The sequence below is a fragment of the Deefgea piscis genome (assembly GCF_013284055.1).
Classification (GTDB): Bacteria; Pseudomonadota; Gammaproteobacteria; order Burkholderiales; family Chitinibacteraceae; genus Deefgea; species Deefgea piscis.
In genome coordinates this window covers 3192879-3216040 of record NZ_CP054143.1, presented here as the reverse complement: position 1 = coordinate 3216040, position 23162 = coordinate 3192879, and the positions used below count along the sequence as shown (strand labels likewise).

The 23162-nt window shown below is 48.1% G+C and carries 14 protein-coding genes; 13 read left to right on the top strand and 1 reads right to left on the bottom strand.

The genetic code is table 11. From position 1 onward, the window contains the following. Nucleotides 1–160 precede the first annotated feature (160 nt). Nucleotides 161–2476: a Tex family protein gene (locus HQN60_RS14930; RefSeq protein WP_173534412.1), complete on the top strand. Its 2316-nt coding sequence runs from the start codon at nt 161–163 to the stop codon at nt 2474–2476. Between the two features lie 371 nt (nt 2477–2847). Here HQN60_RS14930 and HQN60_RS14925 read toward each other — a convergent pair whose 3' ends face one another. After that, a complete protein-coding gene (locus HQN60_RS14925; protein WP_173534411.1) occupies nt 2848–3522 on the bottom strand; it encodes a glycerophosphodiester phosphodiesterase in 675 nt (224 codons plus the stop codon). A 47-nt stretch (nt 3523–3569) separates the two neighbouring features. Here HQN60_RS14925 and HQN60_RS14920 point away from each other — a divergent pair, with 47 nt between their 5' ends. The 12 genes from HQN60_RS14920 to pseG all read left to right on the top strand — a co-directional run bounded on the left by HQN60_RS14920 (nt 3570) and on the right by pseG (nt 23161). Then, nucleotides 3570–5762, top strand: coding sequence for a patatin-like phospholipase family protein (locus HQN60_RS14920; RefSeq protein WP_173534410.1), 2193 nt, complete (start codon nt 3570–3572; stop codon nt 5760–5762). A gap of 98 nt (nt 5763–5860) precedes the next feature. Further along, a complete protein-coding gene (apbC, locus tag HQN60_RS14915) occupies nt 5861–7018 on the top strand; it encodes an iron-sulfur cluster carrier protein ApbC (protein ID WP_173534409.1) in 1158 nt (385 codons plus the stop codon). A 440-nt stretch (nt 7019–7458) separates the two neighbouring features. Further along, on the top strand, nt 7459–8781 hold the full coding sequence (locus HQN60_RS14910) for a sodium-dependent transporter (protein ID WP_173534408.1): 1323 nt from the start codon (nt 7459–7461) through the stop codon (nt 8779–8781). 210 nt (nt 8782–8991) lie between these two features. Then, nucleotides 8992–12462, top strand: coding sequence for a chromosome segregation protein SMC (smc, locus tag HQN60_RS14905; RefSeq protein WP_173534407.1), 3471 nt, complete (start codon nt 8992–8994; stop codon nt 12460–12462). 157 nt (nt 12463–12619) lie between these two features. Continuing rightward, nucleotides 12620–13933: a cell division protein ZipA C-terminal FtsZ-binding domain-containing protein gene (locus HQN60_RS14900; protein ID WP_173534406.1), complete on the top strand. Its 1314-nt coding sequence runs from the start codon at nt 12620–12622 to the stop codon at nt 13931–13933. A 248-nt stretch (nt 13934–14181) separates the two neighbouring features. Next, nucleotides 14182–16596 (top strand): NAD-dependent DNA ligase LigA, encoded by a 2415-nt coding sequence (gene ligA, locus HQN60_RS14895; protein WP_173534405.1) that lies wholly within the window; start codon nt 14182–14184, stop codon nt 16594–16596. 570 nt (nt 16597–17166) lie between these two features. Then, complete coding sequence (gene galU, locus HQN60_RS14890; protein ID WP_173534735.1) at nt 17167–18042, top strand: UTP--glucose-1-phosphate uridylyltransferase GalU; 876 nt, start codon at nt 17167–17169, stop codon at nt 18040–18042. Between the two features lie 155 nt (nt 18043–18197). After that, the gene (gene pseB / locus HQN60_RS14885; RefSeq protein WP_173534404.1) at nt 18198–19193 is read left to right on the top strand and encodes a UDP-N-acetylglucosamine 4,6-dehydratase (inverting); all 996 of its coding nucleotides are present in this window, start codon (nt 18198–18200) and stop codon (nt 19191–19193) included. Next, nucleotides 19190–20347 (top strand): UDP-4-amino-4,6-dideoxy-N-acetyl-beta-L-altrosamine transaminase, encoded by a 1158-nt coding sequence (pseC, locus tag HQN60_RS14880; protein WP_173534403.1) that lies wholly within the window; start codon nt 19190–19192, stop codon nt 20345–20347. The genes pseB and pseC overlap by 4 nt, the downstream gene beginning before the upstream one ends. A gap of 11 nt (nt 20348–20358) precedes the next feature. Continuing rightward, complete coding sequence (locus HQN60_RS14875) at nt 20359–21426, top strand: N-acetylneuraminate synthase family protein (protein WP_173534402.1); 1068 nt, start codon at nt 20359–20361, stop codon at nt 21424–21426. Nucleotides 21427–21431: 5 nt separating this feature from the next. After that, complete coding sequence (locus HQN60_RS14870; protein ID WP_173534401.1) at nt 21432–22124, top strand: acylneuraminate cytidylyltransferase family protein; 693 nt, start codon at nt 21432–21434, stop codon at nt 22122–22124. Continuing rightward, complete coding sequence (gene pseG / locus HQN60_RS14865; RefSeq protein WP_173534400.1) at nt 22121–23161, top strand: UDP-2,4-diacetamido-2,4,6-trideoxy-beta-L-altropyranose hydrolase; 1041 nt, start codon at nt 22121–22123, stop codon at nt 23159–23161. Before HQN60_RS14870 ends, pseG begins: the two co-directional genes overlap by 4 nt. The last annotated feature ends 1 nt before the right edge of the window (nt 23162 follow it).

The window sequence follows — 23162 nt, the reverse complement described above, 5'->3', positions numbered from 1 at the left end:
ACGTGGATGTGTTGTCAGCCTGTCATACCTTGTCCACTTCTGAAATCGCATTCTACCTGAAGCGGCTTTCTGGCTGGTGATCGATTTGTCGGTGCTGTTGGCTAAAGCCATGCTTTACAATGTGCAGCTTGACCCATTGCTTATGAATTAGGTTTTCTTGATGACATCGATATTTCAGCGTTTAGCGCAAGAATTGGCCTGCCGTGAGCCACAAGTTTTGGCAGCGGTCACTTTATTGGATGAAGGCGCGACCGTGCCGTTTATTTCGCGCTATCGCAAAGAGCTAACCGGTGGCTTGGACGATACGCAGTTGCGTCGCTTGGAAGAGCGCCTACGCTATTTGCGCGAGCTAGAAGATCGTCGAGCGAGTGTACTCAATACCATTCGCGAGCAAGGCCAGCTTACTGCAGATTTAGAGCGGGTATTGCTCGAGGCAGATAATAAACAAACGCTTGAAGACCTATACCTGCCGTTTAAGCAAAAACGTCGCACCAAGGCACAAATCGCTCGCGAAGCCGGTTTGGCCCCGCTGGGCGAAGCATTGCGACTCAATCCTAGCTTGGTACCAGAAACGGCGGCGTTGGATTTTTTGAGTGCTGAGCATGGCGTGAATGACGTGAAAGCGGCGCTGGACGGTGCGCGTGCGATTTTATTGGAAACATGGAGCGAAAACGCCACATTATTAGGCGCTTTGCGTGAGCTAGTGCAGCAAGAAGGGCAACTTAAAACCAGTGTGATCGCTGGGCAAGAAAGCGCCGGCGCAAAATTTAGCGATTATTTTGATTTTTCTGAACGGCTGATGGCAATGCCGTCGCATCGCCTGTTGGCGATTTTGCGCGCTCGCAACGAAGGCATTTTGGCGATTCATTTATTGCTGCCCGAAGAAATCGCTGCCGGTGGCCGCATGGGCGAGGCCAATCGCTGCGAACTGTTGATTGCACGCCATGCCGGCATTGCGGCGCAAAATCGCGCGGCGGATAAATGGTTGAATGACTCGGTGCGTTTAGCATGGCGAGCGAAAATCGCTTTGTCCTTAGAAAACGAATTACTGAGCGCCGCTCGTGAGCGCGCCGATTTGGAAGCGATTCGGGTATTTGCTTTGAACTTAAAAGACTTGCTGCTGGCCGCGCCCGCTGGCCCGCGCGCCACACTGGGTTTGGATCCTGGCTTACGCACTGGCGTGAAGGTGGCGGTGGTCGATGCAACGGGTAAATTTGTCGCGCATGAAACGATTTATCCGCACGAGCCACGTCGGGATTGGGCTGGCTCACTCGCTGTGCTAGAGCGCTTATGTGTCGCGCATCAGATTGAATTGATTGCCATTGGTAACGGCACGGCCAGCCGTGAAACCGATAAATTGGCCACTGAGTTGATTGCTCGATTAGATGGGCGAAAGCCGGCGAAAATCGTCGTTTCTGAAGCTGGCGCTTCGGTGTATTCGGCGTCGGAATTGGCGGCCAAAGAGTTTCCGGACTTGGATGTGTCGATTCGCGGCGCAGTGTCCATTGCGCGGCGCTTGCAAGATCCATTGGCAGAATTGGTGAAAATCGACCCTAAAGCGATTGGTGTTGGCCAGTATCAACATGATGTGAATCAGCATGAGTTGGCGCGGATGCTGGACGCGGTGGTTGAAGATTGTGTGAATGCCGTCGGCGTGGATGTGAATATCGCCTCGGCGGCGTTGTTGGCCAGGGTATCGGGTTTAAGCGCAACCATCGCCAACAACATCGTCACCTACCGTGATAGTCATGGCGTATTTGCCAATCGTAAAGCTTTGCTCAAAGTGCCGCGTTTGGGCGACAAAGCGTTTGAACTATCGGCGGGGTTTTTGCGAATTATGCAAGGCGACCATCCTTTGGATGCCTCCGCCGTTCACCCTGAAGCGTATCCATTGGTCGAGAAAATCTTGGCACGGGTGAATAAAAACATTCGCCAGTTGATTGGTGATCGCAGCGTGTTGCAGCAGTTAGACCCTGCTGGTTTGGTTGATGCGCAATTTGGTTTGCCAACGGTGAAAGACGTATTGGCCGAGCTAGAAAAACCCGGGCGTGACCCGCGGCCAGAGTTTAAAACTGCGACTTTTGCCGACGGTGTTGAGCGCATTCAAGATTTAAAAGTCGATATGGTGCTCGAAGGCGTAGTCAGTAATGTGACTAATTTTGGCGCTTTTGTGGATATTGGCGTGCATCAAGATGGTTTGGTGCATATATCGTGCTTGGCCGGACGCTTTGTGAAGGACCCACGCGAGGTGGTGAAGGCCGGCGACGTGGTGAAAGTGAAAGTCACCGAAGTCGATGTGCCGCGTAAACGCATCGCGCTGACCATGCGCTTAAATGACGCACCGCGCGAATCAGCAGCTACGCAAAGTGCGCCAGCACTGACTGCGCAACAAAGAAAGGCGGTCAAAACGCCGGCACCGCAATTAGGGGCGATGGCCGATCAGTTGGCGGCGTTAAAGCTAAAACACTCACGCTAAGTTGCTTTGTTTGCTGCGCTGCAATCTGGCTGTCACGCAGTAGCGACAGTCAGATTGTTGATGATTGGCTTACTTATTTAGATGGGACGGTCGGCCGTTCATTGGTGTAGCAGCGGCTCAGTAGTTGTTTTTGGTGTAGGCCGCACAAAACCGCGACTAGGCCAAGATTGGTCTTGTCCGTGTTAGGGGCGGCGCTCACAGGGGTTGGTGTTGCTGCGTAGGCATGGGTAAGCATAAGCGTTTTATTGATTAGGAAGTCTTAATTTACCTATCGACGCTTTTGCCTGCAGCTTGAGTGTGAATTGTGTAGAGACTTGAAATATTGGCTTATTTTGTTGGGGGATTGGAGCTGGCTATTCGTTGCTGCGTTTTTACTGCCAGCAAGGCGCGCTACCTAAGCCCACCCATTCGGGATAGTCGGTAATGATGCCATCTATGGCCAATTTACGACACCATTCATGTTCAATCTCATTGGCGGCGCCATAGACAAAATGAGCAAATCCCAGTCGCCTCGCTTCATCAATAAAACTGGGGTCTAGGATTTCAAAATTCCAAATTAAAGTTTTTATTTTGGGTGAGGCATTGCTGATCTCTAGTAGGGTATTGAGTGATAATGGTCGACTAGCAAAGAGTAGGCCAAGATACGTGCTAAGGGTATTTGCGGCTTCTTGAATCAGTGGGTGGTAAAATGAAGAAGCCAAGATGGGGGTTTTATCTTGGACTTTACTCAAAGTGCTCAAAATCGACGGTAAACCTGCCGGCGTTTTAAGTTCAATATTCCAAAATGCATCGGGAAAAGCGTCCAATGCTTCGCTTAAGCTGGGGACGATAAAGCCTGCTTGGTGCGATAATTCTTTACGGGTCAGTGCGGCGACAGCTTGGCCGCGAGGACTGAGCCGGTCGTGATACAAAATAGCCTCACCATCCAAAGACCAGCGTACATCGGTTTCAATGCCGGTAAAGCCCAATGCCAGTGCGCTAGCAAAAGCGGCGAGGGTGTTTTCTGGCTGCTGCCAAGTGCAGCCACGATGTGCGAGTAAATGCATGATGCGATCTTAAAGTGGGTGGAATGAATTTAAATTATAGGACGAAAATGACACGAAAATTGCGCTACCCCAGCCTCAAACAGGCGCTACTTTGCTGGTCTTTATTGGTGTTGACCTCGCCAGTTTGGGCGGAACGACCACGGATTGGTTTGGTGCTGGGTGGTGGCGGTGCGCGAGGCTTTGCCCACGTTGGCGTCATCAAAGTATTAGAGCAAAATCGCATTCCTGTCGATTGTGTGATTGGCACCAGTATTGGTTCATTGGTGGGGGCGGCGTATGCGGCTGGGCGCAATCCCAATGAAATGCAAACGCGGATTGTGCGCGCCAATTGGGATGACTTGATTAGCTCAACCTTGCCGCGTCAGCTCAATACCTTTCGCCGCAAACAAGATGATTTGTATTCATTAATCAATGTTGAGTTTGGTTTGAGTGATGGCGGCGATATCAAGCTACCCAGTGCAGCGATTAGCACGCAAAAAATTGAATTCTTTCTACGTGATCTGACTTTTGCTGGCACGGTCAAAGATTTTGATCAATTGGCCATTCCATACCGCGCTATTGCTACCGATATGGAAGACGGCAGTATGGTGGTACAAGACAGAGGCGATTTGGTCACAGCAATGCGCGCCAGTATGGCGGTGCCGGGGATTTTTCCAGCGGTGAATACCGAAAACCGCATGTTGGTCGATGGCGGCTTGGTGCGTAATTTGCCCGTCGATGTGGCTCGAGAGACGTGCGCGGATGTGGTGATTGCGGTCGATGTTGGCTCGCCGCCCTTAAAGCGCGATCAAATTAAAGACGTGTTTAGCGTGGCCGACCAATATACCCGGTTGATGATGATTCAAAACGTTGCGCCACAATTAAAAAGCTTAAGCAGCCAAGACGTGCTGATTACGCCGGAGTTTGGCGATATTTCGGCCAGTGATTTTAAAAAAGGCGTTGAACTCATTGACGCCGGTGAAGTAGCGGCCAATCGGGTGTTAACGCAATTGCAGCGGTATTCGGTGAGCCCGCAAGAATACGCAGCATGGCAGTCGCAAAGGAATGAATTGCGTTTGCAGCCTAAACCCGTGCAAAGAATTGATGTGGCGCCGACCAATGTCGTTAATCCCGAAGTGCTTAAAAATGCCTTGAATATTGATATCAATCAGCCATTGGCATCGAATGAATTTCATGATCATTTAATGCAGGTGTATGCCAAGGGCGATCATAGCCAATTAGATTATGAATTACGCCAAACCGGTGATGGGGAGGCGGTATCTATTTTACCCATTGAGAAAAGTTGGGGCCCCAATTACCTTAAATTTGGTTTAAGTTTTGCTACTGATTTTAGTGGCTCACAGCCGTGGAATATTAGCGCGCAATACCGCCGAACATGGCTTAATGATTTGGGCGCAGAATGGAAAACCACCGCGCAAATTGGTAGTTCGAGCATGATTAATACCGAATTTTACCAACCCTTGCTATTAAATGAAGCGATGTTTTTATCGACGTATTATCGCTATTTTACTGGGCCACTGTCGATTTGGCAGGGGGACCAGCAATTGGCTGAATATGAGTACAATAAATCATCGGTTGGTTTGGATTTTGGTTCGGTATTGTCAACGCATACTGAATTAAGAATTGGCCCAGTATTTAATGAATATAGCGGTAAGCGCTCGGTGGGGTCTTTGGTTTTTCCGGAGTCGTCTAATTATGATTACGGGATTCGATTTAATGCCTTTTACGATAATCTAGATCATTATTTCTTCCCCAAAAATGGCAGTTATTTTAATGCCTATGGTTATTACACTTTGGGGGTGGGCAAGCAGCAAGAAAATTATGCGCGTTATGGTTTTGTTTATCGCAAAGCGCTGCCGATTGATAGTGATGCCATTCATTTTACCCTCAAAGCGCAAAGCACCTATGGCGAGCAACCGCCATTTGCTGATGTGAAATGGCTGGGTGGGTTTTTGAATTTATCCAGTTATAACTACCAAGAATTGGTGGGGGAGCGCTTTGTTTATGGCTCTTTGCAGTACTTGCACGCGACGTCGTTTTTGTCGGGAAGTTATGTCGGGAGCGCATTAGAAGTCGGTGGGGTGTTTGATACGCAAGATCAGCGCCTTGACGATGCACTGCATTATTCGGCTTCGGTTTATCTGGCTTACGATAGCTTTTTAGGTCCGCTGTATTTTGGCGCGGCGTATGGCGATAATCGTCAGGCACGGTTTTATATGATGCTCGGTAAGCAATTTTAATCGTTGGTCATACACCTGATGGCTTGAAAAACGGCAGTTAAACCGCATCTTTGATGGGCCATCGGCCGTTTGCCCTTGGTCTTATCTTGAGATCTAAAATGACATTGTTTGATCGATTGCTCGGCCGTACGGCCGCAGCGCCTAGCCAAGGAAATCCTGTTGTGAGTGAAGCAAATCTTGAAATTTTACGCCAAACACTGGCCACGCTAATCGATCCGGATACCGGCAAAGATTATATCGCCAGTAAATGCGTTAAAAACTTGCAATGGCAGTCGGGTGTCGTCAGTTTTGACTTGGTTTTAGGCTATCCGGCGCAAAGTCAGTTTGCGGCTCGGCAAGCACAAGTGAGCGCCGCATTATTGCAATTGGCCGGCGTTGACGCGGTGAATGTAAATGTGAGTAGTGTGATTACCGCGCATGCAGTGGCACGTGGTTTGCCGTTGCAGCAAGGCATTAAAAATATTATCGCGGTCGCTTCCGGTAAGGGCGGCGTGGGCAAATCAACCACGGCGGTGAATTTGGCCTTGGCGCTGGCGGCCGAGGGGGCGCGAGTGGGGGTGTTGGATGCCGATATTTATGGCCCAAGCCTGCCAACGATGATGGGCGTTGCTGATCAACATCCAGAAACCAGCGACAATAAATACATCCAGCCGATTTTGCATTACGGCGTGCAAACCATGTCGATTGGCTTTTTGATTGATCCTGAGCAGCCCATGGTGTGGCGCGGCCCAATGGTAACGCAAGCGTTAACGCAGCTACTGAATGATACCCAGTGGGATGCATTGGATTATTTGGTTATCGATTTGCCGCCGGGTACTGGGGATATTCAACTGACGCTGTCGCAAAAAGTGCCGGTGACCGGTGCCGTTATCGTGACTACGCCACAAGACATTGCTTTGCTCGACGCGCGCAAAGGCTTAAAAATGTTTGAGAAAGTCGGTGTGCCGATTTTGGGGGTGGTGGAAAATATGAGCATGCATATTTGCAGTCAGTGCGGCCATATGGAAGCGATTTTTGGTGAAGGCGGCGGCCAAAAAATGGGTACAGAGTATGGTATTGATTTATTGGGTCAATTGCCGTTGGATTTGTCGATTCGTTTGAATGCCGATGCGGGTAAACCTAGCGTAGTGGCCGATCCGAACGGCGAAATTGCCGGTTTGTATAAGGCAATTGCGCGTAAAGTGGCGGTGAAAATCGCCGCCAAGTCGCAGGATTTTTCGAGTAAGTTCCCTAAGATTGTGATCCAAAATACCTAAGTGATTGTTAGCTTGTCAGCAAGTAAACCCAGGCGAGTCCTGGGTTTTTTGTTTGGGGGCGAGGGTCTGTTGACGTTTGGTTTTCGGTCGCTGCTTACGCGTTTTTCGCGGCAGATCAAGGCATTTTATGCGACCAATAACCCGTTATTCGAGCATGAAATAACGCCGAGATGCCGCGAAAAGCGCCCAGCCCTTCGGGTTTGGCTGCGGCTTTTTTAAATCAAGTCAGCCTGACACTGCGTTGAAAAACGCTTGCATAGAATGACTATGCCACGCGTCTTTCGCCTTGTTTCAGGCCAAAATCAGCACAAACGCGATCCGCAAACCAAACGTCAACAGCCCCTAGCGTAGTGGCTTTGATCTGTAAAGTGGACGTTTTACGACTAGGCGAATCCTGACATATATGACAATGTAGCGCGGACAATCAAATGGAGCGGGCAATGGCAAGAAGTGAATGGGGTTCAAAAATAGGGTTTATTCTTGCTGCATCAGGTTCGGCGGTCGGTTTGGGGGCGATTTGGAAGTTTCCTTACGTGGCCGGGCAAAATGGCGGTGGTGCATTTTTATTGGTGTATTTGGCGATTACGTTTTCGATCGGCGTGGCGATGCTATTGGCTGAAATGGTGATTGGCCGCGCCGCAGGGTTGTCGGCAGTCGGCGCGTTTCGGACTTTAGCCGGGCCAGCTTGGGCTTGGGTTGGTCGGATGGGCTTGCTGTGTATTTTTACGATTTTTTCTTTTTATAGCGTAATTGGCGGCTGGACCTTGATGTATATCGGTGAAGCCCTTTCTGGTGCTGCGCTAGCAAAAGATACCGCTTATTTAGGTCAGCACTTTACGTCCTTGATTGCCGATCCAGTGAATTCGATCGCGTATTTGATTGCCTTTGTCGGCCTGACCGCGGCGATTGTGGTTGGTGGCGTGCAAAAAGGCATTGAGTCGGTCAGTAAGGTATTGATGCCATTATTATTTGTATTGATGCTGGTGCTGATTGCTCGGGCACTGACTTTACCCGGCGCAATGGAAGGTGTGATGTGGTTTGTTACGCCCGATTGGAGCAAGGTCAATGACAGTATGTTTATTGATGCTTTGGGTTTGGCGTGTTTTTCTTTGTCAGTAGGCTGCGGAACGATGATTGCCTACGGCTCTTATCTAGGGCGCGATATTCAGCTTGGTGGCGCAGCAGTCTGGGTGGCAGCGTTGGCGGTGATTGCGTGCTTATTGGCGGGTTTGATGGTGTTGCCAGCGGTGTTTGCTTTCGGCATGGATCCTGCTGCTGGCCCTGGTTTGACGTTTATTACCATGCCAGCGGTGTTTGCCAGTATGCCCGGCGGGCAGTTTTTTGCCGTGGCTTTTTTCTGCTTATTGCTGGTTGCCGCACTGACTTCGTCGATTTCAATGCTAGAGCCGATCGTAAGCTTTTTGATTGATGAGTTTCATTGGTCACGCAAAACTGCAGTCATTGTTAGCCTGTGTGCGGTGATTTTGGCGGCGATTCCGGCGGCGTTGTCATTCGGGATTTGGTCTGATGCCAAATTATTTAATCGCACGACGTTTGAGTTGATGGATTATCTGGCGTCGAATTTATTGCTGCCTTTAGGTGGTATGGCCAGTGCAATTTGTGTCGGTTGGGTGATTTGGCAGCGCAGTAGTGCTGAGATTACGCAGCAGGACACGCGCGCACCGTGGTTGCCGGTATTTCGTTTAACCAGCGCCGTGGTGGCGCCCGCTTTGATTGCTTGGGTGTTTGTAAAAGGCTTGTAAACCATTTGCGCTGTTGATGTTTAAGTTCAGATTTCGCCCCAGCAATATGTTGGGGCGTTTTGCTATGCGGCGGTAGTTTGTTGCTGATTTTGGGCTGATGGGCTGTTTGAATGGGCTTGAGCAGGCCTTGATTGGATTTGCGTTGGATCTTTTGCCTCAAGCATTGGATGGCTGAGGTAAAATGCGCTCATTCTGTTGTTTGAAGCTATCGTGCGCCTGACTCATATTAAATTATCTGGTTTTAAGTCCTTCGTTGATCCAACGGCAATCCCTGTTCCGGGGCAGTTGGTGGCGGTGTGTGGCCCCAATGGTTGCGGCAAATCCAATGTGATTGATGCCGTGCGCTGGGTGCTGGGCGAATCATCGGCCAAGCAATTGCGTGGCGAATCGATGCAAGACGTGATTTTTAATGGCTCGACCACGCGTAAGGCGGTCAGTCGGGCGGCGGTGGAGTTGGTGTTTGATAATAGCGCGGGTCTGCTCACGGGGGCTTGGCAGGCGTATGCCGAAATCAGTATTAAGCGGGTGCTGACTCGGCAAGGTGATTCTTCGTATTTTATTAATCAGCAAGCCGTGCGCCGCCGCGATATTACCGAGCTCTTTATGGGGACTGGTGTCGGCAAGTCCGGTTACGCGATTATTGAGCAAGGCATGATTAACCGCATTATCGAGGCCAAGCCCGATGAATTGCGGCAATATCTGGAAGAAGCCGCGGGTGTCTCTAAATACAAAGAGCGTCGCCGCGAGACTGAAAGCCGCATCGCCGATACGCGGGATAATTTAGCGCGAGTGGCTGATATTCAACTTGAGCTACAACGGCAAATCGACACCTTGAGCCGCCAAGCTGGCGTTGCCCAGCAATATCAAACCTTGAGCCAACAAATCACGCAAGCCGAGCAATTGCAGGCTTTGCAAAGAAAACTCGACGCAGCGGTGGCTGCTGACGCCGCGCATATGGCTTTGCTGCAGGCGCAAACGCAATTAGAAGCCGCAGTGGCGCAGGTGACTGCGGCTGAAACTCAGCTTGAATACTTGCGTGAAAGTCATTTTATCGCCAGTGATGTGTTGCAAGCGGCGCAAGCGGATTTATATGCAGCTAATGCCGAAGTGGCGCGAATCGAGCAAACCTTGCTGCATTTAAAGCAAAGTCGTGAGCGGCTGGCGCAGCAAATTGCGCAGTGCGAACAGGACGAGCAGGCGCAGCAGCAATCGCTTAGCGATATTCAATTGGCTTTAGAGCAATGCCATGATCAGCAAGACGATTTGCAGTTGGCTGTCGAGGCCGCCAATATGGCCTTGGCCGAGGCCAGTTTAAGCTTGCCAGATCAAGAGCAAGAGCGACATTACGCCGAGCAGGCGTGGCAAACGCTCAAAGAGCAACTAGCGGCCCAGCACAGTGCTCAGCAGCTGCAGTTGCAAGAGCGGCAATTTGTTCAGCGCCAGATCGGCCAATTGCACAGCCAACAGCAGCAGCTGCAAGCAGAATTAAACCAGTTGGCTCCGGTGGCGCTGACTGAGGATTTGCCAGAACAAATCGACGATTATCGCTATGAATTGGCCGAATTAGAATTAACGCTCGCCGCGCACGCCGAATCACGCTTGGTATTAGACGCGCAGTTGGCGCAGCAGCTGAGTGCCGCGCAGCAGTTGCAAGACGAGGTCACCCAACTGGCCGCGCGCGAGCAAGCCTTGCGCGAAGTATTAACCGTCACCACCAGTGCGGCCTTGTCGCCGTGGTTGGCGCACAGTCAGTTGCAAGATGCGCCGCAGTTGAGTGAATTATTGCGAGTGGCTGCCGGTTGGGAACTGGCCGTTGAAGCGGTGTTGGGGCAAAAAATGCAAGGGATCTTGGGTCGCGTTGATTCGGCGCCGCCAAGTGCCTTATTTGTATTAAGCCCAGCGCCAGTGACGGGCCCAGTTCATCCGCAAAGCCTGTGGCAACATGTGGCTCAGAGTGACGCGCGCCTGCATGCGGGTTTGCAAGCGCTGCTGGGTACGGTGCTGTGCGTTGAGCATACGGCGCAGCTTTGGACGCAGCAATCAGAAATTCCAGAAGGGTATAGCTGGGTATCGATCGATGGCCATATCGCCACCCGATATACCCTCGATTTTTTTGCTGGACAATCGGCAGATGCCGGGCGATTGGCGCGGCAAGCCGAGTTGCGCAAAGTGTCTGCAGCGCTTGAAGTGGCGCAACTGGCGCAACAAAACCATGCGCCGCTATTGGCGTCAACCCAGCTCGAACACGCCGCCTTACTGCAAGCCCAGCAGCAAAGCCAAGCGCAATATGCCCAGCGCGCGCAAACCCTGCCAGCACTAGAAAATGAGTGGCGTCGCCAGCAAGAACAACAGGCGCAGCGGCAATCACGCCTTGAGGCCGTGCAGCAAACCTTGGCGCAAGTTAGTCAGCAATTAACGGAAGAAAATGCCCATTCGGTCGCGTTAGATACTGAGCTTGAGCGGCTTGCCACGTCTTTATTGCAATTGCAAACGCAAGAGCAGCAAGCGAGAGCGAGTAAGGAAGGATTTCAAGCGTCACAAAGCCAGCATAGTTTGCAGCTGCGTGAGCTGGAGCGCTCGGCGCAAAGTGCGCAATTTGCGGTGGTGAATCAGGCGCAGCAGATCCGTGGTTTACAACAACGCCAAAATGATCTTAATCAGCTGCGTGAGCAGCAAAGTCAGCGTAAACAGGCGCTCGAGCAAGAAGCGCAAACCATCCAGATCGATGAGATTGACGCGCAGTTTCAAGTCTTGCTGGCGCGGCGCGCTGAGCAAGAACAGGTCTTAACGCAAGCCAAAGAAGCACTCAATCAATGCGCGACGACCTTGCGTGAACAAGAATTAAACAAGCAAAACGCCGAAAAAGCCGCCGCCACCCAGCGGGATGCGTTGGGGCAAATGCGCTTGGCGGAGCAAGAAACTCGGTTAAATCTGGCGCGCTACGCCGATGAAATGCAGACTTTGGCGGTTGACGAGGCTGCGCTGCAACCTTTATTGGGGCGTAGTGTCAAAGCCTATGCGGCTGAAATCAGTCGATTAAATGGCCAGTTAAGCCAATTGGGTCCGGTGAATTTGGCTGCGATGCAAGAATTGGCGGCCAATGAAGAGCGGCAAAGTTATTTGGCCGAGCAGTCGCGCGACTTGGAGCAAGCCATGGCCACGCTGAGTGCAGCGATTACCCGTATTGATAAAGAAACCCGTAGTTTATTGCAGTCGACTTACGACAGTGTGAATGCCAATTTGCAAGAGTTATTCCCTGCGCTATTTGGTGGCGGTCATGCTGAGTTGACGTTGACTGGGGGTGAAATATTAGATTCGGGCATGAGTTTGATGGCGCAACCTCCGGGTAAGAAAAATGCAACCATTCACTTGTTGTCAGGTGGTGAAAAAGCACTGACAGCATTAAGTCTGGTATTCTCTCTATTCAAGCTCAATCCAGCGCCTTTTTGCCTATTGGATGAGGTGGATGCACCGCTCGATGATGCCAATACGCTGCGTTTTTGCGAATTAGTGAAAAAAATGGCACAGCACACGCAATTTTTGTACATTAGCCACAATAAATTAACCATGGAAATGGCGCAGCAATTGGTGGGGGTCACGATGCAAGAGCAAGGGGTGTCGCGGATTGTGGCGGTAGATATTGAAGCTGCGCTAAAAATGCGTGAGCCTGAATTTAATTAAGAGACGGCTTAATTCATCGTATGGCAGTGGGTGCTAAATCGTGATGGCGCACCGCTGATTTGCGGTGTTGATTTGAGCTAGATCGGTAATTTGCCTTGGTGCAAAATATAATTAACGCGTAAATTAATTACGCCTAAGTAGAGACCTAAATAAAACAATGACTGAGTTGCAGATTTATTCCTTAGTCGGTGCCGGTGGGATTGTCGCCGCAGTGTATGGATTTAATTGGTGGCAAGAATACCGCTTTCGCCAGCAAGCTAATAAGGCGTTTGCGCGCAATCAGCCCGATGTATTGCTCAATACGCCCAAAAATATGGTGCGTAAAGGCGATGGGCAGCGACTTGAGCCGATTTTAGAGCCAACGCTGGCTGCTGAGTCCGCGCCACTTTATGATGAAAATCGCTTGGATCAGGCCGAATACGATGTGCCCGATTTAAGTGAAGCGCAATTGAGCGCAACAGGCAAATCGACGTTAAGCGACGATATGCCCGATGATATTCCGGAAATGCCGCCTGCCTATCGCTCGATGTATACGCCGCCAGCGCCTGTAGAACCTATCGCGCCAGCTTATACCGAGCCAACTTTTTCGCCACCACCGCCGGTTGCCCCCGCTGCGCCGGTTGCGCCCGCCGTGGCCGCTGCGCAGGCGCAGCAGCAAGAAGTGGTCGATGAAGTGGTATTGGCCGGTAGTTTGCTCGACCCAGCTTTAGATTTTATTGCCGAAGTGCATGCGCCGGATGCGATTTCTGCGTCTGAAGTGCCGCCATTCCCAGCGAATAAGCGGATTCAGGTTTTAGGTTTAAACCAAAACAAACAATGGGAAATGCTCAATAGCACCACCCGAGGCCGCTTTAAAGAATTGCGCATTGGCTTACAAATGGCCGATCGACAAGGTGCGTTAACCCAAGAATCACTGAATGCGTTTTGTATGGGCGTGCAGCAGTTTGCCGATGCACTGGATGCTTCGGTGACCTTTCCGCAGCGCGCCGCCAAGCTTAATTTGGCCGCAGAGCTCGACGAATTTTGTGCTTCGGTCGATGTGTTGATTGGTTTGAATATTCCTGCTGGCAGTCGGCCATTGCCGATGGAAAAAGTGCGTATTTTGGCGGAACAAGCCGGATTGGTACGCAATCATGCTGATGGCACGTTCCAATATCGCAGTGATTCGGGCAAAACCTTGTTTGTATTGGCCAATCAAGATCAAACGCCGTTGATGTCGACTTCGCAAGGTTTAACCTTGCTGTTTGACGTGCCGCGCGTAGCGGGTGGTTTGGCGGTGTTTGATTATCTGGCCGATTTTGCACAGAACTTGGCGACGGCTTTGCATTGTGATTTGGTCGATGACAATCAAAAACCATTGAATGCCGCCAGTTTAGCCAATATCCGTAAGCAACTCAGTGGCCTGTATGCCAGCATGGATGATCGCGGCATTGCCCCTGGCTCGATGGCGGCACTGCGCTTGTTTGCTTAGGGACTGGGCGCTTTTCGCGGTGACTCTACGTTGTAGCAAGCTCACATAGAATGCTGTGTATCGCTTACTACGCCTTGATTCGCTGCGAAAATCGCTCCAGCGCGGCGGCAAACCAAGCGTCAACAGACCCTAGATGGTTAAGATGGGCCACGCTGTTGGCCTTGCCGATTTATTCGGTATAGAGTGAATAACGCCGCTTCGGCTGAAGCGGCGTTTGCTATTGAAGCCCCTTATTTGGAAATTGAATCATGCTTGAAACTGCACAGCGCGCCCAGCAATTGCGCGAAGAACTCAATCGGTATGGGTATGAGTACTATGTGCTCGATCAGCCAACGGTGCCAGACGCAGAGTACGACCGGTTGTTTCAGGCTTTGCAAGCGCTAGAAGTCGCGCATCCCGAATTAAAAACCGCTGATTCGCCCACGCAGCGCGTCGGTGGCGCGGTGTTGCCGCAGTTTTTGCCAGTGACGCACGTGGTGCCGATGCTGTCGATTCGCACCGAAACCGATGTTACGGCGCAAGGCGCGTTGGCGTTTGACGCCAGTGTGCGTAAAGAATTGGATTTAAACGCCAGCGAGCCCGCGATTGAATATGCGGCCGAATTAAAGTTTGACGGTTTGGCGATTAGTTTGCGCTATGAAGACGGCGTATTGGTGCAGGCGGCAACCCGTGGTGATGGTGCAACGGGGGAAGACGTAACGCAAAATATTCGCACGATTCAGCAAATCCCATTGCGTCTGCGTGCCAGCCAAGGCACTCAATCTTTGCCGCACTGGCCAAAAGTGCTCGAAGTGCGCGGTGAAGTGTATATGCGGCGCGATGATTTTGAAAAACTCAATGCGCGCCAAAGCGAGTTGGGCGAAAAGACCTTTGTGAATCCGCGCAATACCGCCGCCGGTGCCGTGCGCCAGTTAGACCCCAAAATTGCCGCCGAGCGTCCGTTATCGTTTTATGGGTATGGGCTGGGCGCAATTGAAGGCTGGGATCTGCAGCCCAATACCCATAGTGGGGTACTGGATGCTTTGGCTGAATTTGGCTTTCCGGTGTGCGATATTCGTGAAGTGGTGCACGGCGGTCAAGGCTTGGTGGCGTTCCATCAGCGCGTTGCGCAGCTGCGTGATACGCTGCCGTTTGATATCGACGGTGTGGTTTACAAAGTTAACTCATTAGAACTGCAGCGCCAATTGGGCTTTCGCACCCGCGAGCCGCGTTGGGCGGTGGCACATAAATATCCGGCGCAAGAAGCACTCACCGTCGTCGAGGCGATTGATGTGCAAGTAGGCCGTACTGGCGCGTTAACGCCGGTGGCGCGCTTGGCCCCGGTGTTTGTTGGTGGCGTCACTGTCACCAATGCCACGCTGCATAATCAAGATGAAATAGATCGTAAAGACGTACGCCTTGGCGATACCGTTGTCGTGCGCCGCGCTGGGGATGTGATTCCCGAGGTGGTGTCGGTGGTGATCGAGCGCCGACCGATGGTCGAGGTATCGGGTGCTGATCTATTTGATACGCAGCTTGCAGCAAAATACCCAGCCTATCGCTTGCCCGAGCAATGCCCGGTTTGTGGCTCGCACGCCGTGCGCGAAGCTGGTGAGGCGGTCACGCGCTGCACTGGCGGGCTGATTTGTGCTGCGCAGCGCAAAGAAGCGGTGCGGCATTTTGCTTCGCGCCGCATGATGGATATCGACGGCCTTGGCGAGCGCTATATCGATAACTTGGTGGATTTGGGCTATGTCACGAGCTTAGCTGATTTGTATCGCTTAACGCTGGACGACTTTTTAGCGATGAAGCGCCGCGCTGATGAGCGCGATGGCGTAACGCCGGAGAGTGTTAAAGCGGGGCAAGTCACCAGTAAATGGGCCGAAAACTTATTGGCAGGCATCGCAGCCAGTAAGCGCCCGCCGTTGGCGCGGTTTATTTTTGCGCTCGGCATTCGCCATGTGGGTGAGTCCACCGCCAAAACGCTGGCCGATTGGTTGGGCAGCCTAGCGCGAATTCGCCACGCCCCTGCGCCTTTGCTGCGCGTCTTGCCTGATATTGGCAGCACCGTCGCCGCCGCTTTGGCCGAATTTTTGGCCGAGCCGCATAACCAGCAAGTGATTGATGACTTTTTGGCTTTGGGTGTTGAGCCGCAAGGCGAGCATGCGCCGCATCCGGCTTTGCGCGAAAAACTCACACCAGCGGCGATGTTGGCGGCATTGGAAATCCCTAAATTAACTGCGGCGCGGTGTAATGCGCTGGCTCGATCGTTAACCGATTTGGCTGATTTGCATGGATTTAGCCTTGGCCGCTTGCAAGATGCGGGTTTGCCGCTGGATGTAGCCCAGTCTTTGATGGCTTGGCTGGCAACGCCGGCGGCGCAGGTGTTGGCGCAGCTCGATGCCCTGCGCACCGAATTATTGGCGGCACTGCCTGAGGCGGATGCGGTGGCGCAAGGCGTGTTAATGGGCAAAACGGTCGTGCTCACCGGCACATTGCCGACATTAAGTCGCGATGAAGCCAAGGCGATGGTCGAAGCGGCTGGCGGTAAAGTCTCGGGCAGTGTGTCGAAAAAAACTGACTTTGTCGTGGCGGGCGAGGCGGCAGGCAGCAAATTGCAAAAGGCCGAAGAATTAGGTGTGACGGTGTTGAGCGAGGAAGATCTGATTCAGTTATTAGGCTAAGGTAGAGCTGTGGGGTATCTGCTTGCAGCGCTTTTTTTGATCAAGCTTGCGCTCGTATACCTATTGGATATGTGGGCGGCTTGTGGGCTTATGGTTTGCCAGTAAAAGCAAGCGTATGTCGGCTTGAATCATTCGGCTCGCGCAGTTGTGACTTGAGCAAGTGCACGCAAATTGCCTTATATGGTGACCTTGCTGAGTTTGTCGCTTTATTTTCCGTGCCGGTTTTGTTTTGGTGTTTGAGTTTTGGGCGAATATTGGCTGTGGCACATTGTTCGACGGCAAATACAGCACCAAGCCAGCGGCATGTACATTTTGTTTAAAAAAATAAACAAATTTTAAGTCGATGTAAGTATTGACTTTGCTGTTTAAATGATTAAACATAACGCCATGCGTAAGTCTGAAGCTCTACAATTATTTGGTTCGCAAACCCGTCTCGCCGAAGCTTTGGGCTTGGGGCGTTCTGCGGTTTCGCAGTGGCCGGATGAACTCAATCAAAAACAATCCGATCAAGTGATGGGCGCTGCTTTGCGCCTAGGCTTGATCGCGCCACCTGTTCAACAAGGAAGTTCCATGCAAAAAATCCGCAAAGCCGTGTTCCCTGTCGCTGGCATGGGGACGCGTTTCTTGCCAGCCACCAAGGCCAGCCCCAAAGAAATGATGTCGATCGTCGATAAGCCGTTGATTCAATACGCGGTTGAAGAGGCATTGGCTGCGGGCATTACCGAAATGATTTTTATCACCGGTCGGCATAAACGCAGTATTGAAGATCACTTTGATAAAGCCGGTGAGTTAGAGGCGGATTTAGAAGCCAAACAAAAAACCAAATTGCTCGAGATTTTGCGCGGAATTATTCCTAAATCGGTAACGTGTATTTATATTCGTCAGCCCGAAGCCTTGGGTTTGGGGCACGCGGTATTGTGCGCGAAGCCAGTGGTGGGTGATGAGCCATTTGCGGTGATTTTGGCGGACGATTTAATCGACGGCAATGGCGTGTCTGAAATGAAACGCATGGTCGACGTATTTGACGACACGCATTGCTCGGTGCTCGGGGTGGAAAAAGTGGCAATGGAAGAAACCGGTAGCTACGGCATTGTTGAAGTGTCTGAGCACGCTGGCCGTTTGCGCATTGGCAATATCGTTGAAAAACCAAAACCGGAAGAAGCACCCTCAAATTTGGCCGTTGTTGGTCGATATATCCTTACCCCGCGGATTTTCCATCACTTGCAACACGTGCAGCCGGGCAAAGGTGGCGAGATCCAACTTACTGACGGCATTTTTGCCTTAATGCAAGAGCAACACATCCTCGCCCACAAACTCGAAGGCACCCGCTACGACTGCGGCAGTAAAATCGGCTTTTTAAAAGCGACGGTTGAATTGGGGATGAAACACCACGAAGTAGGTGAAGAATTTACGGCGTATTTGAAAGACTTTTGCCAAGCAAAGTAAATGTGAGTAATGAATGAAACAAAAGGGCGCTACTTCTGGTAGTGCCCTTTTTTATTTAATAAGATGGACTAAGTTTTTACTGGTAGCGATGCAAGTGCTGATTTAATTGGCACAATGCTATGCATGTCGCTATTTATAGGTTAAATGAGGTACTCATGTTTAATAATAAATCGATTCTAATTACTGGTGGTACTGGTTCATTTGGCAAGCAATTTATTCGGACATTACTTACAAATTACCGGCCTGCTCGCGTAGTGGTTTTTTCACGTGATGAATTGAAACAATTTGAAATGCAACAAGAATTAAACGCGCCGTGCATGCGCTATTTTCTTGGCGATGTTCGTGATGCAGAGCGGCTAAAACAGGCAATGCGTGGGGTAGACTTCGTAATTCATGCTGCAGCACTCAAACAAGTTCCAGCCGCAGAATATAACCCAACAGAATGTATACGCACGAATGTAAATGGCGCAGAAAATGTTATTAATGCAGCCATAGAAAATGGAGTGCAAAAAGTAATTGCTTTATCCACCGATAAAGCGTCAAGCCCTGTAAATCTATATGGAGCTACTAAGTTATTATCCGACAAACTTTTTGTAGCGGCTAATAATGTAACAGGAAATCACCCCACTCGATTTTCAGTTGTGCGTTATGGAAATGTTGTTGGCTCGCGTGGTTCAGTCGTTCCATTTTTTCGTAAATTGATTGCGGAGGGCGCTAAAGAATTACCAGTAACAGATGTATTAATGACTCGGTTTTGGATTACTTTAGATCAAGGTGTTGATTTTGTATTTAAAGGATTTGAACGTATGTATGGTGGTGAGCTATTTGTTCCAAAAATTCCATCAGTGCGGATTGTCGATTTGGTAAGTGCAATGGCGCCAAATTTACGTAATAGTATTATTGGTATCCGTCCTGGTGAAAAATTGCATGAAATGATGATTTCCAGAGATGATAGTTTACATACGATTGAATTTGATGATCACTATGTGATAACACCATCAATTCAATTTATCGTTCAAGGCGATTATCTGAAAAATGGAATGGGTGAGGTTGGTCAGCCTGCTATCCATGGTTTTAAGTATACATCAGATACGAATGCTTCATTTTTAACTATAGAGCAATTACGTGATTTGGATCGACAAATAAAATGATCGAATATATCCCTTATGGACGACAAGATATAAACAAGTCTGATATAGATGCGGTTATTGAAGTTTTGCGATCAGATTTTTTGACACAAGGTCCAGCAATTGAAGTTTTTGAGCAAGCTATTTGTGATCAAACAGGTGCGCGCTTTGCTGTTGCACTGTCAAGTGCTACGGCCGGGTTACATTTGGCTTGTTTGGGATTAGGTGTAGGTGTTGGTGATTATGTTTGGACTAGCCCAAATACTTTTGTTGCCAGTGCAAATTGTGCTAGATACTGTGGTGCAAATATCGATTTTATAGATATAGAGATAGACACTGGTAATCTCTGTATTGATTCGTTGAAAAAAAAATTGGAATCAGCCGAAAAAAATAATTGTTTACCAAAAATAATAATACCAGTGCATTATTCTGGGCGTAGTTGTGATATGCAAGCATTGAGTTTTTTGGCAGAAAAATATGGGTTTTTTATATTAGAAGATGCTGCTCATGCAATTGGCGCGACATATCAAGGACATGCAGTAGGTTTATGCAAATATAGCAAAGCTACAATATTTAGTTTTCATCCCGTCAAAATTATTACTACAGGTGAAGGCGGTGCTATTACCACAAATGACGAAGCGTTATACAGAAAATTGATACGGTTACGTAGCCATGGGATTACTCGCGCACAAACAGACATGACTCATGTTTCAGATGGTGGTTGGTATTATCAGCAGCTTGAGCTTGGATTTAATTATCGAATGACGGATATACAAGCAGCATTAGGTTGCTCTCAACTTTTAAGAATCAATGAATTTGTTGCTAAACGACGTGCGTTGGCTATTCGTTATCGTGTGGAGTTGGCAAATCTAAATGTTGATTTGATGCGTGCAGATGCAGATCAAGAGTCTGCTTGGCATTTATTTGTTATTCAAGTGGATGAGACAAAAAGAAAATTAATATATGAGCAATTACGTAGTGCTGGTATTGGAGTAAATGTTCACTATATTCCAGTGTATTTACAGCCGTATTATCTAAAATTAGGCTTTAATATTGGACACTGCCCTGTTGCAGAAAAATATTACCACCGGGTTTTGTCATTGCCAATTTTTCCATCATTAAATGATCAAGATTTTAATTATGTTATCCATAGTCTATCAAATGCACTAGTTAATTAGGAGATTGCTAAATGTCAGTATATATAGGGAAAAGAAAAGTAGGTGATGGTGAACCGTGTTTTATAACATTTGAAGCTGGTCCAACACATGATGGGCTTGAGTCGGCGAAACGTTTAGTTAAGTATGCGGCAGAATCAGGTGCTGATGCCGTTAAATTTCAAATTTTTGATCCTGATCGATTATGTGCAGATAAAAAACAGACATTTTCATATGATGTTCTGGTGGATCGAGAAACTGGAAAATTAGAAACAATAGAAGAATCACTTTATGAACTTTTATGCAGACGATGCTTGACTAATAATGAATGGCGAGTGCTAAAAAAATATTGTGATGATCTGGGGCTGGCTTTTTTTTCAACCGTATCATTCGATGAAGATATAGCACTATTAGAAGAACTTGGTTGTGATTCTATTAAAATTGCTTCAGCTGATATTAATCATTTTCCATTGATTAGAAAAGCTTCAAAAACAGGGATGTGTATTCAAATTGATACTGGAAGTGCATCTTTAGGTGAAGTAGAAGCTGCTGTAGATGTCATAAGGTCAGAAGGAAATGAAAATATTATCATTCATCAGTGCCCATCTGGTTATCCAGCAAGATTATCTAGTATAAACCTAAATATTATTAAAACTTTAAAGCAAATGTTTACATACCCTGTCGCATTTTCAGACCATACCCCTGGGTGTGATATGGACATTGCCGCGCTTGCATTGGGGGTAAATTTGCTAGAGAAGACAATAACAGAAAATAGAATGCAGCGTAGTGTTGAACATGTGTTTTCACTTGAACCATTTGAAATGAATTCTTTTATTCAGACTATTCGCGATGTTGAAACTGCTTTGGGTACTAAAAGAAGAATTTTACATAAAGAGGAGTTAACGCGAAGGCTAAGTGTTAGACGTTCGGTATATATTAAAGAATCAGCAGAAATGGGTCAGCGCCTCTGTGATGTAGCAGTTGAGTTTAGACGCCCTGGTTTTGGTATCTCGCCTGACGTATTCGAAAAAATAAAACACATGCGATTGAATAAAAATTTACATGCAGAACATGCAATAAATTATTCAGATTTGGAAGATTAAATCCTATGAAAAATATTGCGGTAATTCCTGCAAGAGGCGGATCAAAAAGGTTGCACAGAAAAAACATTATTGATTTTTGTGGTAAACCAATGTTGGTACATACAGTTGAAGCGGCATTATCAACTCAATTATTTCAGAAGGTGGTTGTTTCTACTGAGGATTGTGAAATCGCGGATATTGCATATCGAGCTGGGGCAGTGGTTGATATGCGAGCTGCTTATCTTTCATCTGATACTGCCACGGTAGCTGAGGTATGTTTAGATTATTTATCTCGAGAGGCCAGTGCTGGACATGAGTATGACGCGCTATGTTGTTGTTATGCGACGGCGCCAATGAGAACAGCAAAAGATATAGTAGAAACTATGTCACTGTTAGAAGTAGGAAAATGTGACTTTTCAGTTGCAATAACAAATTTTAGTCATTATCCACATCAAGCATTAAATAAAAATATAGATGGATATTTGGTGCCAGTATGGCCTGAAATTGTTCAAAGTCAGGCCAAAAGTATGGGTGAGATATACGCTGGAAATGGTAGCACATACGCAGTTAATGTGAACGCTTTTTTAAAATTCAGTGAATTTTATGGACCCTTAATGAAGGGGTATTTCATGCCATTTATGCGTTCTATTGATATAGATAGTTATGAAGATTATGAGCTTGCATTGGCAATTGCTAAATATACAGGTTTTTCTAAGTGAATATAATATTTCGAGTTAATGCTGGGGTTTTTAATGGTTTAGGTCATTTAATTCGCTGTATGGCTTTAGCTAAGGAATTTACTGATTTTGACGTTAAATGTGTATTTATTTGCAATAAAGAGAATGGATTTCCTTCTGGAATGATTGATGGTTTAGGTTTTGATGTATTTTATATAGATGAATCAATCAGTTTGAATGAAGATGCTCAATTCACAGTTGACTTAGTTGAAGCACTTTTTTGTGAAGTTGTTATAGTCGATTCTTATTTGATTGGGAGTGATTGGGAAACAAAAGTTAAGCATCAGGTTAGTAAATTAGTCGTGATTGATGATTTACCAAATAGGGTGCATGATTGTCATATCTTAATTGACCAGAATTTTAGACTAACATATGATTTTTTGTACTCAGATCTACTTCCTAAAAATGCTAGAAAATTACTTGGGCCTAGTTTTGCAATGCTTAGACCTGAGTTTGTAATTGAAAGAATTAAAGGTTGTGTAGCAAAAAAAAATATTAATCGAGTTTTTGTTTTTTTTAGCGGCGGAGATGATGCTGGTGAAACACTTAAAGCAATAAATGGTCTAAAGGATTGGGTGAATGATTTTAATGTTGCGATAGATGTTGATGTGGTAATTGGAGAGTCTAATTCAGATAAGAAAAAAATCGAAGAGATGTGTATTACAAACTCATGGAATCTTCACTGTAATGTCAGTAATATTTGTGAGTTAATGTATTTGTCTGATATTGCTATAGGATCTGGTGGATCGAATAGCTGGGAGCGTTGTTGTTTAGGTATACCTGCTATCGTATCAATTTTAGCAAGCAATCAAGAAGAGTTGATTAACAATTTATCAATCTATGGCGTAGTCTATTCTTTAGGGTGGGCATCAAAATTAACAAGCAATGATTATTACACGGCATTAGAAAACTTTGACAACGATATTGTTGAGAAAATGTCGAATTTGGCATTGAATTTAGTCGATGGGTTGGGCGCAATGCGATGCTGTAGATCAATTCTTGATATTGAAGAAAGGTAAA